Below are 13,654 nucleotides of genomic sequence, written 5' to 3' on the forward strand. Positions count from 1 at the left end.
CTGATGTTCATCGACGAAAGCCACGTCACCATTCCGCAAATCGGCGGGATGTATAAAGGAGACCGTTCCCGTAAAGAAAATCTGGTGAATTTCGGTTTCCGTCTGCCGTCGGCCTTGGATAACCGCCCCATGCGGTTCGACGAATTCGAACGCATTATGCCGCAGACCATTTTCGTCTCCGCCACGCCGGCGAAATACGAGGCCGAACATCAATCGAAAATCGTCGAACAAGTGGTGCGGCCGACCGGTTTGCTGGATCCGGTTTTGGAAGTGCGCCCGGCGCTGACGCAAGTGGACGATTTGTTAGGCGAAATCGGTTTGCGGGTGGATAAAGAGGAACGTGTTTTGGTGACGACCTTGACCAAACGCATGGCGGAAAACCTGACCGAATATCTGGAAGAGCACAATGTGCGGGTGCGTTATTTGCATTCGGATATCGATACGGTGGAGCGGATTGAAATTATCCGCGATTTACGACTGGGCGAGTTTGATGTACTGGTCGGCATCAACCTGCTGCGGGAAGGGTTGGACATTCCGGAAGTATCTCTGGTGGCGATTCTGGATGCCGACAAAGAAGGCTTTTTACGTTCCGAACGATCTCTAATTCAGACCATCGGTCGTGCCGCCCGAAACGTGGCGGGTAAAGCCATTTTGTATGGCGATAAAATCACCGATTCGATGCAACGGGCGATTGATGAGTCGGAGCGGCGACGCGCCAAGCAGATTGAATTCAATGAAACCCACGGCATCATCCCGCAAAAACTGAACAAGAAAGTGACCGATATTTTGGAGGATTCGCCCTATGCGCCGCGAACCGGTGCTTCTGCCGCAAGGCTGAAAGCGGCCGAGTCCGATGGCGGTTATGGGCCTTTACAGGCGAAGCGCATGACACCGGCGCAACTGGCGGCGGAAATTAAGCGTTTAGAAAAACAAATGTACAAAGCCGCCAAAGATTTGGATTTTGAACAGGCCGCCAAGTTACGAGATGATATTAAAGGCCTGAAAACTTCCATGGTTGGCGTCGGTGATTTACGTTAGAATAGAACGAATCTGAATGGTATGGGCACCGGTTTTCCAAAAAAGGATTTATGAAACACCACAGCACACATTTTACTCACCGTTTTCGCGGCCTGATGACACTTCTTGTGTTCGTCTGGGGGGTGCCGGTTATGGCGGCCACAACGGAAGCGGTAACAAACGGCGACACCTACCAGGCGCGTTTCGAGCAGGCCATCCAAGCGTCGCAGACCGGACAACTGGACGACGCCATTCAGTCATGGCAGACGCTGTTGAAAGCCTACCCCAATGATTTGGCCGCCAGCAACAACTTGGCCGCGGCTTACATAAAACAAGGGCACTATGATCAAGCACAGCAAGTGCTGGAAGCCGCCTTGAATGCCGACCCTAAAATTGCTGCTCTGCGCAAAAACTTGAATCAGATTTATGCCTATCAGGCGCAACAGGCCTACCAGTCTGTTTTCGAAACCGATCAGGTGGAGCGTCCGAAAGGGCAGTGGATTTTGTCTGCCGGTACGGAGTTAAAAACACCGGAACAAGCGCAATTGAAACAGGTTGAAAATCACATGAAGCGTGTGGCAGACCTGGTGGAAAATTGGCGTCAGGCCTGGGCAAATCAGCAGGTGGCCGCGTATTTGGATTTTTACGCGCCGGATTACAGTAGCCGTGATTACCCAAGTCACCAGGCCTGGTCGAAAAGCCGCAAGCGCAGCCTCACTCGGCCGGCTTTTATTCGGATTCAGCTTGATGACGTTTCGGTGGTGCCGCTGACCCCTGAGACGATTCAGGTGACCTTTTGGCAAGCGTATCAATCCAATACGTTTAAAGATCGCGTTCGGAAAAAACTGGTTTGGCAGCATCGTGGCGATCAATGGCATATCGTACAGGAAGATGTGATTTATGAATGAGAACTCGGCCACTTTTTCGTTGAGGGAATCAGCGTCGTTTCGCCAGGCCTGGTGGTTTTTCACTGTGTCGTTGCTGCTTTCTCTGGTCACAACGGCATCGGCTGAAGATTTGGCGTTGCAGGCAGAAAAACGATTGTTGGACGGCTTCACCGCCATTCAAACAGGTCAGTTTGAGCAGGCCTCGGCGGACGTAGCGCGTCTGGCTAAAGACATGCCGGAGTATCAATTGGCGCAACTGATGAAAGCCGAGTTATTGGCGATTCGGGCGGGTCAATCTGGCTGGGTGGCTCAAAACCGCCAGCATAACCGTGACAAAACCGCTTGGCTGATGTCGGAAGCCAGAGTCCGTTGGCAACAGCAGTCGCAAACGAATCCGGTTCAACCCTTGGCGGCTTGGGACACGCTTTTGTCACAATATGTTCTGAAGACCAGTCAGGAACCTTTTTTGGTGATTGTGGATGCCGATGCGCACCGTCTGCACTTGTATCGCAAGCAGGAAAACGGGTACGAAGAAGTCGTGAATTATTACGTTACCCTCGGCGAAAAAGGCACCCGTAAACAGGTTCGTGGGGATTTGAAGACCCCAATCGGGGTCTATAAGATTGAAAAAGAATTGCCGGATTCGGCGCTGCCGGAACTGTACGGTGTGGGTGCGTTAACACTGGATTATCCCAATATCTGGGATCGCCAGCAGGGTCGCACGGGTTCCGGTATCTGGTTGCACGGAACACCGCGTGACACCTACAGTCGTGCGCCTTTGGCCAGCCGCGGCTGTGTGGTGCTGAATAACCCTGCGATGGAAGCGCTGGTGTTTAAGTACCGCTTGCTGCCGTCAACGCCGGTCATTATTGCAGAGAACACCTCGCCGAAAGGGTTTATTGAGCGCGAAGATTCCGATAAGCAGCAGGTGCTGTCCAAAATTAACCGCTGGTTACGGGAAGAAACGCCTCATCAAGTCGATTGGGCGGATGTCAGCGTCTATGCCTATCCCGGCGAGGAAGGCCTTTATTATGTGAGTTTCCCCATCGACGACGGGCGTCAGGTGGTAGAGCAGTATTGGCAGCGAAGTGATTCCCAGCGCTGGCAGCTGGTATTGGAAAATCAATATAAATCCCGGAATGCCCCCAAAGTGTCGCAGAATCTGGCGTTGTCTCAATAGCGCTGTCTCAATATCGCTGTCCTAATAGGCGGCTTCAAACGCACCCCAGCCTGTTTCGTGGCGATTGAGTTCGGATGAATTCGACCGAATTCTAATGAACTCTAACGAACTCTTATAGATCCCATTCCTGCTGTTCAATCTTATCGGTAACCCAGTTTTCCAGATCCAATAACATTTGATTGATTTCCGCCTGACTGGGCATGCGGCCGGCCGACTGTAACTCCAGCGTCAGCACGGGGATATTGAGGTGCTCGCCTGCATATCGTCCTAAAGACCCCGGATAAGTGCCCAGCGCACGGTGTTTTAGATGGCCGATCTTATTGGGCTGGGCGTGTTCGGGGCCATCGTAATCCAATAAGCCATAAGGCGCGTGTGCGGAAATAATCGCGGTGGGGCGGAAGCGTTCGATCAGTTGCACCATCCATTGGGTTTCCGGCTCGCTGGCGGGTGCCGAGCCGGGATAACGGCGCGGGTTTTTGCGATAATGATTTCGCCAGGTCTGCAGGGCGGCCTCATCCCAGTCGGGGGACGGAAAGTTACGGTTCAGATCCACGCCGTTGGCATTTGGGCGCGTCGCAGGGGAACGAAATAAACCATCCGGGTTGGCCAACGGCAGAAACAGCCAGTGATAGTCGGTTTCCGCCTCACCCTTTAGCAACGAATGCAGCCAGAGATAGCTGACGCTGATGGCCGCATATTCGTCGCCGTGAATCCCGCCGATAAATAAAATACGCCCTTTGGGCGGCTGGTTATTGGCGGGCAGCACTTCTTTATAGGTCAGGGGGCGCTGTTCAACGCTGTTGAAATCGTGACTGGCATTGAGTGTTAGCGTGAGGCAACCTTCGTAATCGACGGTGCGCAGTTTATTGGCAAAATCCTCGCAGAATTGCCTGATTTCAGCGGAACGGTTCTCGTGGGAATGGAGCCTGTTTTCCGCGTTGGCGGTCGCTGGCAATAGCATGGCACTGATGCAGACCGAAAGCGCCCATCGTATCTGGGTTGAGAGGCGTGCGCGAGTTGTCATAGTTTGTGTACCACCGGCTCAAAGCCTTGGGCTTTGTAGGTTTTCCAACGTTGGCGCCCCATTTCAATCAAGTGTTCGGACTGATCCAGCACTTCAATGGTGCGGCGGTAGTGTTGAAAATGTTCGGGAAAAGCCGGGTGGATATTGAGCAAAACATCGTCACAGGACTGGGCAATGGTTTGGTTCCAGAAGCGGATCTTGGCGTGGCGTTGAGCCAGATCCTCCCCCAAAATATGCGGAATAAAGGCCTCGGGTTTAAAACTCCACAATTGATGGTTGAGGCGCTGACGCGCCGTTTCGTCGTCACAGCGCACATCGCACAGGCGTTGTTCGCGATGAATTTTATTGAGCAGTTTAATAATAAAGGTTTCCCGCTCAGTCTCACCGGAGGAACTGAGCACATAAAACACCACATCCTGAGAAACGCTGTCCGCTCGATCCGACATGATCCGTCCTCGCTTATTTTGCTGTTTGGTTCAGTAGAAAATCCACCACCGCCGCAACCGGGCGGCCAGTCGCGCCTTTATTTTTGCCGCTGACCCAAGCTGTGCCGGCAATATCTAAATGCGCCCATTCCACATCCCGAGTATAACGTGCCAGAAATTGAGCGGCGGTGATGGTGCCGGCGGGGCGGCCGCCGATGTTGGCCATGTCGGCGAAGTTGGATTGCAGTTGCTCGTCGTATTCGTCGCTCAAAGGCATTTGCCAGAAACGGTCGTAGGTTTTCAAACCGGACGCCAGCAGAGCGTCCACCAGTGGCTGATTATTCCCCAGCACGGCGGACATTTGATGACCCAGTGCGATGATGCAGGCACCGGTCAAGGTCGCCATGTCGATCACTTTTTTCGGTTGATAGGTTTGCTGCGCATAGGTCAGCGCATCACACAGAATCAAACGGCCTTCGGCATCGGTGTTGAGAATTTCAATGGTTTGACCGGAAAGCGATTTCACCACGTCGCCCGGCTTAATGGCGTTACCGGCGGGCATGTTTTCGGTGGCTGGGATGACGCCGACCACATTAAGGCTTGGCTTCAAGCGCCCCAAAGCTTCGAATACGCCCAATACAGTGGCAGCACCGCCCATATCGTATTTCATTTCGTCCATGGCTTCGCCGGGCTTGAGGGAAATGCCACCTGTGTCGAAGGTGACGCCTTTGCCAACCAAGGCAATCGGGGCTTCGTCTCCAGCGCCTTGATAGGACAGGCAAATCATTTTCGGCGGCGTGTGCGCACCTTGTGCCACCGCCATAAACGCGCCCATGCCCATTTCGGTCATTTCAGACTCATCTAGAATGTTCACCTCAAAACCATAGGTTTTGCCCAGCGTTTGCGCGGTTTCCGCCAAATAGGTCGGGGTGCAGAAGTTACTGGGCATATTCGCCAGATCCTGGGTCAACGCCATGCCTAAAGCGGATGCCTGGGCTTGCTCCAGTTGCGACACCTTTTCTGCGGAGGTTTCAACCGGGAAGGTCATGCCGTTTAATTTCGGTGTCTTCGGGGTTTTCTTGTTGCGGCTTTCGTGTTCGTAATCATATAGGCTGCGTTGGAACGCCAAGGCGTTTTGGTAAATCGCCCAGGCCTGGTCGTTCTCGGCCGGTTGAACCTCAACCAAGGCATTCAGCACGTCTTGTGCGCCGGAGTTGTCCAAGGCTTTAGCGGCGGCGTTCAAGCTTTCCAGGTAGGCTTTGACCGTCAGTTTGACCGGGTCGCCGAAGCCGACCAGCAAGACACGACGGCAGGGTACGCTGGCTGGCTGAAACACCATTTGAGTTTGCCCGGCTTTCGCCAGAAAGTCGCCCTGTTCAAACAGGGTTTCGGTGAAAGCGGTTAAGCCGGTGTGGTTGCCGAAGTCGCTGGTGTGCCCCTTGTCGAACACCGGTAGAATCAAAGTGTCAAAAGCGTTAAGGTCGGCGTTTGCAGCAAGGCTGAACTGGATTTGTTTCATGCGGTGGAATTCCTTCTTGTATAATCTCGAACAGGTTTGGTTCTGAAAGACCCTTAGCACTTAACGGCGGCGCTCAATGGCAGCTCATGTCCGAAGGCTGTATGATTTTTTGACGCTTTCGGATCGGGCGAGCGTCTTTCAGAACGGTAAGTCGATTGAACGATCGGGTGCTTAGCCCGGAAATTTCATAAATTTGCGCCAAAATCGCGCAGAACATTGTTTTCACAAGGAAATTTTCGAAGAAGTGTCGTATCTACGATTACGACCGACTGAGAAAATATGGCTTGTGGAATCAAAGGGCAAGCGAGATGGTGCCTAATTTATGAATTTTTCGGGTTAGTTGTCGCTAAATTTTTCAAACGAGTTGGCACACCTCAGATTTTGCTAATCCCTTTATTCTAACGCTTTGGTGGCTGTTTTTGCGAATTCTTGATCGCTATCTTTACAAAGAACTTTTGGCAACCTTTCTGGCGGTGCTGTCGGTTCTGTTGTTGATCACCTTTGGCACCGAGGCCACCAAGCTGTTGGCAGTGGCGGTGGAAGGGCGAATTCCTTCGACCATCCTTTTTAAAGTGCTGCTCTACAAAATTCCCCCCGCTTTGGAAGTGATTTTGCCCCTGGTCGCCTTGTTGAGTGTCATGCTGGCGGTGGGGCGTTTGTATCAGGATCGGGAAATGGTGGTGTTGCAAAGTTGCGGCATTTCCGTGGGCTATTTTCAAAAACGGGTGTTTTGGTTTCTGTTGCCGTTAGCGTTGTTGACCGCTTGGGTGACGCTGTGGTTGACCCCTTGGAGCTATCAGCAGGAACGCTTGTTGGTGGCCGAAGCGCAGGTCAGTTCGCCCTTGGCCGCCTTGGTGCCGGGTAAATTCAATCCCTTGCCGAATGGCGAAGGGGTTTTTTACACCCGCGAGATTTCAAAGCAAGGCGATTTGAGCTCGGTTTGGGTGCGATTGAAAACCGATGAGCAAGACGTGTTGCTGACCGCGCCGCAAGGCCGTTTTGAGTGGATTGACGAGCGCTTGGCGCTGGTGTTGCTGGACGGCCACAGTTATGAAGGCTTGGAAGGCGGCGAGACCTTTACCGTTCGTCGATTTGAGCGGTTTGAAGGCTTTTTGCCACAGCTGCAAATGCGCTTGCCAAGTGAAACGAAATTTGAAATCGACAGTCTGACACTCTGGGCATCGGCGTTGCCAGGCGACCAGGCACAATTGCAATGGCGCTTGGTGACGCCCTTGAGCATTGTGGTGCTGGGGTTGCTGGGGCTGAAAATGAGCCGTACCGGACCGCGTGAGGGGCGTTTTGGGCAAATGTTTTTTGCGCTGGTGTTGTATGTGGTTTACAACCAATTGCTGGTGACGGCGAAAGAGTCGATGGCAAATGAAACCTGGCCGATTTGGATTGGACTTTGGCCGATACCGCTGTTGTTTTTTGCCTATGCCTTGTATCAAGGAAGCCTGAAACCAGTTTGGTTTGTCTGGCCGGATTGGCGGCGATTAACGCAACGAGAGAGGGTTCAATGAAGCTGAGAATGGGGCGAATCGAGCGTTATCTTGGACGGGTGCTGGTCGGTCATACCTTGCTGGTGCTGATGGTGTTGCTGGTCATACTGGGGTTTTCCGAGTTTATGATTCAGGTCGGCAAACTCAGTGACGATTACACCTTGGAAAAAGGCATTTTGTATACGTTTTTGAAACTGCCGGTGTTCGGTTATGAAATTTTTCCGATGGCGCTGTTAATTGGCACCTTAATCGGCTTGGGCGGTTTGGCGAATCACGCCGAATTGACCATTTTGCGTGTCACCGGCTGGTCGGTTGGACGAATCTTTTGGGCGGTAATGAAAACCGCCTTGCTGTTATGGTTGTGCGCTGCGCTGGTGGGCGAGTGGTTGGCACCGGCCAGTGAACGCTATGCCAAAAAAATGCGTGGGGAGGCGCTGCACAAGAGTTTTTCCATCGGCGCCTCCGATGATTTTTGGATGCGCGAAGGCGAGCGTTACATTCATGTCGGGCGAGTCTTGTCCGATACCGAGTTTTTGGATGTGCGCATTTATGAAATGCAGGGCGGTCAGTTGCAACAGGCGTTTGTGGCAAAATCGGCTCACTTCGAGCAAGGCAAGTGGCGTTTGACGGATGTCAATGGGCAACGCCTGGCCTGGCAAAAAACGCCGTCTCGCCTGGACAATCGACCGGACTGGCAACGGCTGGATTTAATTCGCTTTCAGGAACCGTCACGCGCGGTCGCACTGCCGGTGACCCCCGCGCTGTTGCAGACATTGCATGTCGAAACCCGCTATATGGGCATTTGGGATCTGTATCAATACATCGGCTTTTTGCAGGCCAATGATCTCGATGCCGAGCCTTACAAGCTGGCGTTTTGGCGCAAAGTCGCAACGCCCTTTGTGATTTTAGGCATGATGGCACTGGTGTTTCCGCTGATTTTCGGCTCTCAGCGGCAGGTGAGCATTGGACAGCGGATTTTTGTTGGTATTTTAATTGGCATGAGCTTCCATCTGCTGAATCAAATTTTCGGCAATCTCAGTGTGGTGTATCAGTGGCCTGCGGTGATGGGGGCTTTTTTACCGTCGCTGGTGCTGGTGACGGTGGCCTTGTTGCTGTTGCGACGGCTACGCTGACTCGGTTGCGCTGCTTGCAGGGTTTGCGGAGGTTTGTACAGGTTCGTGCATCTCGATTTCAATGTGTTTTAACACGGTTTCCACGGTAATGGCGTCCATGCACACCGGTTCGGTGCAGGGGGTTTTGCGGTGATTGGCGGCACTGACACAGGGGGAACAGGCCAAACCGGCGAAAATCGGCGTGCTGTTGCCCAGTGATCCGTAGAGTTTCGGGGTTTCCGGACCAAACAGCACAAAGGTTTTCAGTGGGGTGATGGCGGAAAAGTGTCCCGGTCCGGAATCGTTGGTGACCATCAGGCGGGCAATGCTGTAGAGAATCGGCATTTGCAACAGTTTTAACTGTCCGGCAAAGTTAATGCAACGCTCGTGTGCGACAGCGTCCAGCAATTGTTGCGCTTCGTCGCGTTCATTGGGCGCACCGGTAATCAGCACCAATGCCTGCGGGTACTGCGCCAGAAGCTGCTGCATCAGGGCGATAAAGTTGGCTTTCGGCCAGCGGCGCTGGGGCAATAAATCGCTGGCGTTGGGGTTGATCAGCAACAGTGGCTGGGTTTCGCGGTTGTAGTCAGCATAACAATCGGCGATTTTTTGATATACGAATTCGGTGTCATCGTCGCTGAAAGTCACTTGATCCAGACGAATGTCCTCATCTTGAATCAGAACCTTGGCATAAGGCACCTCCGGCGTCGGCGCTTCCAAGGCGTGAATCAGCGCCATAAAATTTTTGGCGATGTGGATGTGCGGGTTGTAACTGACTTTATGCGTCAGCAGGTCGCCGCGATAGAGACCTTCGCCGTGGAAATTGTGAAAACCAATGCGATTGCGTGCCCCGCTGAAGCCGGTTAAAAGTGCCGATACGCGGGAAAACAGTTCCAAGTCGATGGCGGTGTCGATGCGCTGTTTGCGGCACCAGAAGAGGTAGCGCACCGCATCGCGCACCAGGGTAAACAGGCTGTCTTCGCAGAGAGTGAAAATATTGTTTTGCGGAATAGTGTTGAGCAGATCCAGACTGGGTTTATTTTTGCTGAAAATCACAAAAAACAGTTCGGCATCAAAGGTCTTCTGAGCACGTTTCATGGCGGGGTCGGCAATAATGGTGCTGCCCATTTCCGACAGCTCCACAAACAAAATCCGTTGTGGTTTGGTCGTTGAGGTGCGGTTTCGTTTGTGCTGCAACCAATAAACGGGCTTGAGCAAATAGGTGCTGAGAAACGTCAGCGGAATGCCCAAGTGGTGATCGATTTTTCGCATTAAGTCTACATTCATGGCGCTATTGTATGCTTTTTTGTGTTGTTTCGGTAAGTGAGATGTCTGTTAGGGGTTATAAATATTTGTGGCGGCTGGTGAGGTAAAACACCAGGCCTGGCAAAGCGCTGAGAATCAAAATAAACCCATACAGTAACGACATCGCCAGTACCAGATGTTCGTCGATGCCGATCATCATAAACAGCGCAATCAGCGCCCCTTCACGCACCCCCCAGCCAGCAAAAGAAATGGGCAGAATCGTCAGCAGAATCGCCGGTGGAATAATCACCAGATAGGCCACCAGCGGTTCGTTGATGCCGACACTGTGACCGATGCCGAAAATCGCCACCATCGACAGCAGGTGAATCAGCACCGACAGCCCGAGCTGCTGGCTGATGCGTTTCGGGGTTTTGTAGATGAAGCGGAAGCGTTCCGACAGTTCGTAAAACAGGCGGGTGATGCGATAGCGTTTAAACACTTTAAATTTATGAATCGCCATCAGCACAAACAGCCCGAACAGGGCGCTGACGAGAATGACATTAATGGTCATAAACACCGGGTAAGGCATGAGGTTGGATTCGAACATATTGGCAAACAGGTTCAGCAGCAACAGGCCGACCAGCCCGACAATGCGGTCGATAAATACACCGTAAAAGGCTTCTTTGACCAAGCCGCCGTGAGCGCTGACTTCGGCGATTCGGTAAGCGTCGCCGCCGATGCTGGTGGGCAAAACCTGGTTGAACAGGCTGCCTTTGAAGTAGCTTTTGAAGTAGAACGAAAACGGGTGTTTGAATTTGAGAATGCCCATAATCAGCGACCAGCGATAGGCGGCCACCGTTTGGCTCAGCATTTGCACCAGCAGCGCGGCCAGTAACAGCCCGATATGGGCATTGAGAATGGTGTTGCCAACGGCGCTGAAATCGAATTTGGTGAGGATGAATCCGATAATGGCGACGGACAGCCCGAGTTTAATGAGATTACCCAAAGGTGTTCCTTGCATTCTGTGTTCTGGTCAGGGGTGTGGCTATTATCGCAAAACCTGTACCAAACTGCGAACCAAACTGCGAATCATTCGGGTTAAGTTCGACAGGTGGCCAGGCCGCTCATCGAAGGCCGACGTTATGGCCGGATTCAAGGCGTTTGACCAACGGTAATTCGGCGGCCCAGCCTTGGTATTGCGCGGCTTCAAGACCTTGGCAATGGTAGATTCGGTAAGTGACCACCGTAATGTCGTTTTCGCCAAAGCGATTGGGTTCGCGGATGGGGTTTTCAGCCAGAAGATGACACTGCTGAAAATGCCCAGGCCTGGCGGTTTTCGGCGGGATGTCCTCATAAGACGGCACAATCAAAAGGCCGTCGGAACCGGGGGCTGGCTGCCCGTACCAGAGGTCGAATTGGTCGAAACGGTTGTCGGTGACATAGACCGGCTGCGGGTAGGCGTACCAGCCAATGCGACTGGCTTGTGTCCAGTTGGGCGCGAACAATGGCGGCTGTTGCTGGTCGTTTTGAAAACTTTGCGCCAAGGCCACGGTTTGAGCCCAGCCGTGCAACTCGCGGACGGGATTTTCATTGTCGGGGAACGGCATCCAGGGCAGCGCCAGCAGGCTGTTGAGCGCCAGGCTAACCGTTAGGGTCAGAGCGCTGCTGATATAAACCAGTGTGCGCACCGCGCGACGCGCCCAATGTTGCCAAACCCAGTAAACGACCGCCGGACTGATGAGCAACCAAGCCAGCTGCGTCCAGTGCGGCAGGCTCATTTCATAGCCCGAATTTAACGCGAACAAGACGATGATCGGTAAGGCGAAGGCGGCCAGCAGACGGATGGAATCCGCCGCCGGTGCGGGGTTTCGCCAGGCCTGGAGCATCAGCCAAAGGCCGGCCAAATACAGCAGCGGCGAATAAACGCCCAGTTGCGCCAGCTGGGTGTTGAGGGCGCGTTGCCAGTCCCAGTGGTCGTGGTGCTGACCGTGGTTAAGCTGGTAGAGAAAAGACACCCAGTCGTGGTTTGCGTTCCAGTAAAGCACGGGTGTGATCATCAGCGATGTCAGTATCACCGCCAGCCAGAGCCCTTTGTCCTTTAGCCAGAAAAAGCGTTTTTCCATCAGCATGACCAGCAGCAGTGAAAGCACCAAGGTAATGGCGGTGTATTTTGATAAGGCGGCAATGCCCAGCCAAAAGCCGATCCACAGCCAGTTTTTCAAGGCGCGGCGCGAATGGGTTTCCGACTCGCGCAGGTTGAGCAGGTGCCAGAACAGCATCAGGCTGGCAAGCATTAAGGGGGTGTCCGGCAGCATGGAAAGGCTGAGAAGCTGAAACATAATCGCGCTGTTGACCAGCGCCAAGGTCCAAAAACCGCCCCATTGAAAATCGGGAAACAGTCGCAGGGTCAGGCGGTAGAGCATCCAGTTCGACAGGGCAAACAAGGTCGCCGGAAGCAGTCTCAGGCCGAAATCGGAATGGGTGAACGGCAGAATCAGAGCATTCAGCCATCCCACCATGGGCGGGTGGTCAAAATAGCTCCAATCCGGCTTGAGGCCGTAAAGCGCATAATGGGCTTCGTCCACGCTGAGATTGAGTTGCCCGGCCAATAATAAGTGCCACAGCGTGACCAGTGAAACGAGTGTCAGGCTGGCACCGGACGGGGTTTTCAGTGCCTTCAATGCCAAGGTGGCGGGAGAGTTCGACGGTATCATAAGCTTGAAAACGGCTCCGGTGAGTGTGGTGTGGCGGGTGACTGTTGCGTTAATCTGGGCGTGGGGCTGGCATGGGGTGTCAGCGTCGGTTCTGTGAGCAGGGTTTTATAGGGTTCGCCCGCAATTTCTTGCGCGAAGCGCGGCACCAGATAGCCGGGGAGGCGACGGCGAAGCTGTTCGAAAATCGCCCAGGCCTGGTGGTTTTCAGTGTAAAAGCCTACGGCACCGTCCACCTTGTCAAGCAGGTGGCAATAGTAAGGCAGGACGCCCTGTCGGAAGAGGGCGCGGCTGAGCTGTTCTAACGTCTCGGCGGAATCATTGACACCTTTTAACAGCACCGATTGATTGAGCCGTGTGATTCCGGCCTTTTGCCAGGCCTGCAGGCAAGCGGCGGTTTCGTCACTGAGTTCATTGGGGTGATTGCAATGCACCACCAACACCGTGTGCAAACGACTGGTTTGTAACTTAGACAGCAGCGCGGATGGGTGACCGCGCTCGGGTGCCGCAATGGGGGTGCGGCTGTGCAGTCGCAGGGTGGTGATGTGCGGAATGGCTTCGAGTTCGTGGATCAGTGCCAGCAAGCTGTTTTCCGACAAGGTCAAAGGGTCGCCGCCGCTGAGAATGATTTCACGAAGGGAACGGTCGTCGCGCAAGGCGTTGATGGCCGCTTGCCAGTGATGTTTCTTCACTTCTTGATAGGGAAAGTGACGGCGAAAGCAGTAACGGCAATGGATGTCACATCGCGGGCTGGTCATCAGCAGGGCGCGACCATGGTACTTTTGAATCAGAGTTGGCAAACGGCTGGCTTGGGTGTCGCCCACTGGGTCTCGATTGAATTCGGGATGGGCCTGCCGTTCTGCCAGGCCTGGTAAAATCTGCTTTAACAGCGGGTCTTGCGGGTTTCCGGGCTGAATGCGCTGGGCAAAGTGCATAGGCACCTTGATTGGAAAATCGCTGTCCTCGTCCAGCGCCAAAACGGTGGGGTCGATTTGAATCAGCTCGCAAAGCTGTTCGATGGATTGAATCATAAGG

12 protein-coding genes are annotated in these 13,654 nt (G+C 53.5%); 5 read left to right on the forward strand and 7 right to left on the reverse strand.

Features of this window, described 5'->3' with window-relative positions; genetic code table 11:
- The 3 genes from ACP5D0_RS06600 to ACP5D0_RS06610 all read left to right on the forward strand — a co-directional run.
- The coding region (locus ACP5D0_RS06600; protein ID WP_472364870.1) for a helicase-related protein at positions 1 to 1,038 on the forward strand (1,038 nt) is incomplete at its 5' end.
- Between the two features lie 95 nt (positions 1,039 to 1,133).
- Positions 1,134 to 1,925 (forward strand): L,D-transpeptidase Cds6 family protein, encoded by a 792-nt coding sequence (locus tag ACP5D0_RS06605; protein ID WP_472364871.1) that lies wholly within the window; start codon positions 1,134 to 1,136, stop codon positions 1,923 to 1,925.
- Entirely contained in the window at positions 1,918 to 3,084 is a 1,167-nt protein-coding gene (locus tag ACP5D0_RS06610; protein WP_472364872.1) for a L,D-transpeptidase family protein, read from the forward strand. Before ACP5D0_RS06605 ends, ACP5D0_RS06610 begins: the two co-directional genes overlap by 8 nt.
- 112 nt (positions 3,085 to 3,196) lie before the next feature.
- On the opposite strand, the gene ACP5D0_RS06615 is transcribed toward ACP5D0_RS06610, so the two are convergent.
- Genes ACP5D0_RS06615 through ACP5D0_RS06625 form a run of 3 tightly spaced genes read right to left on the reverse strand, consistent with a single transcriptional unit; the run spans position 3,197 to position 6,052 of the window.
- Positions 3,197 to 4,108, reverse strand: a complete 912-nt coding sequence (locus ACP5D0_RS06615) for a M14 family zinc carboxypeptidase (protein ID WP_472364873.1) — start codon at positions 4,106 to 4,108, stop codon at positions 3,197 to 3,199.
- The gene (locus tag ACP5D0_RS06620) at positions 4,105 to 4,554 is read right to left on the reverse strand and encodes a DNA polymerase III subunit chi (RefSeq protein WP_472364874.1); all 450 of its coding nucleotides are present in this window, start codon (positions 4,552 to 4,554) and stop codon (positions 4,105 to 4,107) included. The genes ACP5D0_RS06615 and ACP5D0_RS06620 overlap by 4 nt, the downstream gene beginning before the upstream one ends.
- A gap of 13 nt (positions 4,555 to 4,567) precedes the next feature.
- The gene (locus tag ACP5D0_RS06625; protein WP_472364875.1) at positions 4,568 to 6,052 is read right to left on the reverse strand and encodes a leucyl aminopeptidase; all 1,485 of its coding nucleotides are present in this window, start codon (positions 6,050 to 6,052) and stop codon (positions 4,568 to 4,570) included.
- 419 nt (positions 6,053 to 6,471) lie between these two features.
- On the opposite strand from ACP5D0_RS06625, the gene lptF reads away from it, so the two are divergent.
- Together lptF and lptG are read left to right on the forward strand one after the other, a co-directional pair.
- On the forward strand, positions 6,472 to 7,572 hold the full coding sequence (gene lptF, locus ACP5D0_RS06630) for an LPS export ABC transporter permease LptF (protein WP_472364876.1): 1,101 nt from the start codon (positions 6,472 to 6,474) through the stop codon (positions 7,570 to 7,572).
- Positions 7,569 to 8,684, forward strand: a complete 1,116-nt coding sequence (gene lptG / locus ACP5D0_RS06635) for an LPS export ABC transporter permease LptG (protein ID WP_472364877.1) — start codon at positions 7,569 to 7,571, stop codon at positions 8,682 to 8,684. The genes lptF and lptG overlap by 4 nt, the downstream gene beginning before the upstream one ends.
- Here lptG and ACP5D0_RS06640 read toward each other — a convergent pair.
- From ACP5D0_RS06640 to epmB, 4 genes are all read right to left on the reverse strand, one after another.
- The gene (locus ACP5D0_RS06640; RefSeq protein WP_472364878.1) at positions 8,676 to 9,935 is read right to left on the reverse strand and encodes a glycosyltransferase family 9 protein; all 1,260 of its coding nucleotides are present in this window, start codon (positions 9,933 to 9,935) and stop codon (positions 8,676 to 8,678) included. The genes lptG and ACP5D0_RS06640 overlap by 9 nt on opposite strands.
- Positions 9,936 to 10,005: 70 nt before the next feature.
- Entirely contained in the window at positions 10,006 to 10,914 is a 909-nt protein-coding gene (locus tag ACP5D0_RS06645) for a lysylphosphatidylglycerol synthase transmembrane domain-containing protein (protein ID WP_472364879.1), read from the reverse strand.
- 118 nt (positions 10,915 to 11,032) lie between these two features.
- Positions 11,033 to 12,622 carry an ArnT family glycosyltransferase gene (locus ACP5D0_RS06650; protein ID WP_472364880.1) on the reverse strand — a complete coding sequence of 530 codons (1,590 nt, stop codon included), beginning with the start codon at positions 12,620 to 12,622 and terminating at the stop codon, positions 11,033 to 11,035.
- On the reverse strand, positions 12,619 to 13,654 hold a 1,036-nt coding region (gene epmB / locus ACP5D0_RS06655), incomplete at its 5' end, for an EF-P beta-lysylation protein EpmB (protein ID WP_472364881.1). The genes ACP5D0_RS06650 and epmB, both read right to left, overlap by 4 nt.

Origin of the sequence: Hydrogenovibrio sp. (assembly GCF_049975065.1) — a bacterium.
Lineage (GTDB): Bacteria > Pseudomonadota > Gammaproteobacteria > Thiomicrospirales > Thiomicrospiraceae > Hydrogenovibrio.

Bases quoted from the DNA above. Each gene is read 5' to 3' on its own strand.
- ACP5D0_RS06605 (WP_472364871.1), top strand. From the start codon at position 1,134: ATGACACTTCTTGTGTTCGTCTGGGGGGTGCCGGTTATGGCGGCCACA.
- ACP5D0_RS06620 (WP_472364874.1), bottom strand. From the start codon at position 4,554: ATGTCGGATCGAGCGGACAGCGTTTCTCAGGATGTGGTGTTTTATGTG.
- lptG (WP_472364877.1), top strand. From the start codon at position 7,569: ATGAAGCTGAGAATGGGGCGAATCGAGCGTTATCTTGGACGGGTGCTG.
- ACP5D0_RS06615 (WP_472364873.1), bottom strand. From the start codon at position 4,108: ATGACAACTCGCGCACGCCTCTCAACCCAGATACGATGGGCGCTTTCG.
- ACP5D0_RS06625 (WP_472364875.1), bottom strand. From the start codon at position 6,052: ATGAAACAAATCCAGTTCAGCCTTGCTGCAAACGCCGACCTTAACGCT.
- ACP5D0_RS06640 (WP_472364878.1), bottom strand. From the start codon at position 9,935: ATGCGAAAAATCGATCACCACTTGGGCATTCCGCTGACGTTTCTCAGC.
- ACP5D0_RS06650 (WP_472364880.1), bottom strand. From the start codon at position 12,622: ATGATACCGTCGAACTCTCCCGCCACCTTGGCATTGAAGGCACTGAAA.
- ACP5D0_RS06610 (WP_472364872.1), top strand. From the start codon at position 1,918: ATGAATGAGAACTCGGCCACTTTTTCGTTGAGGGAATCAGCGTCGTTT.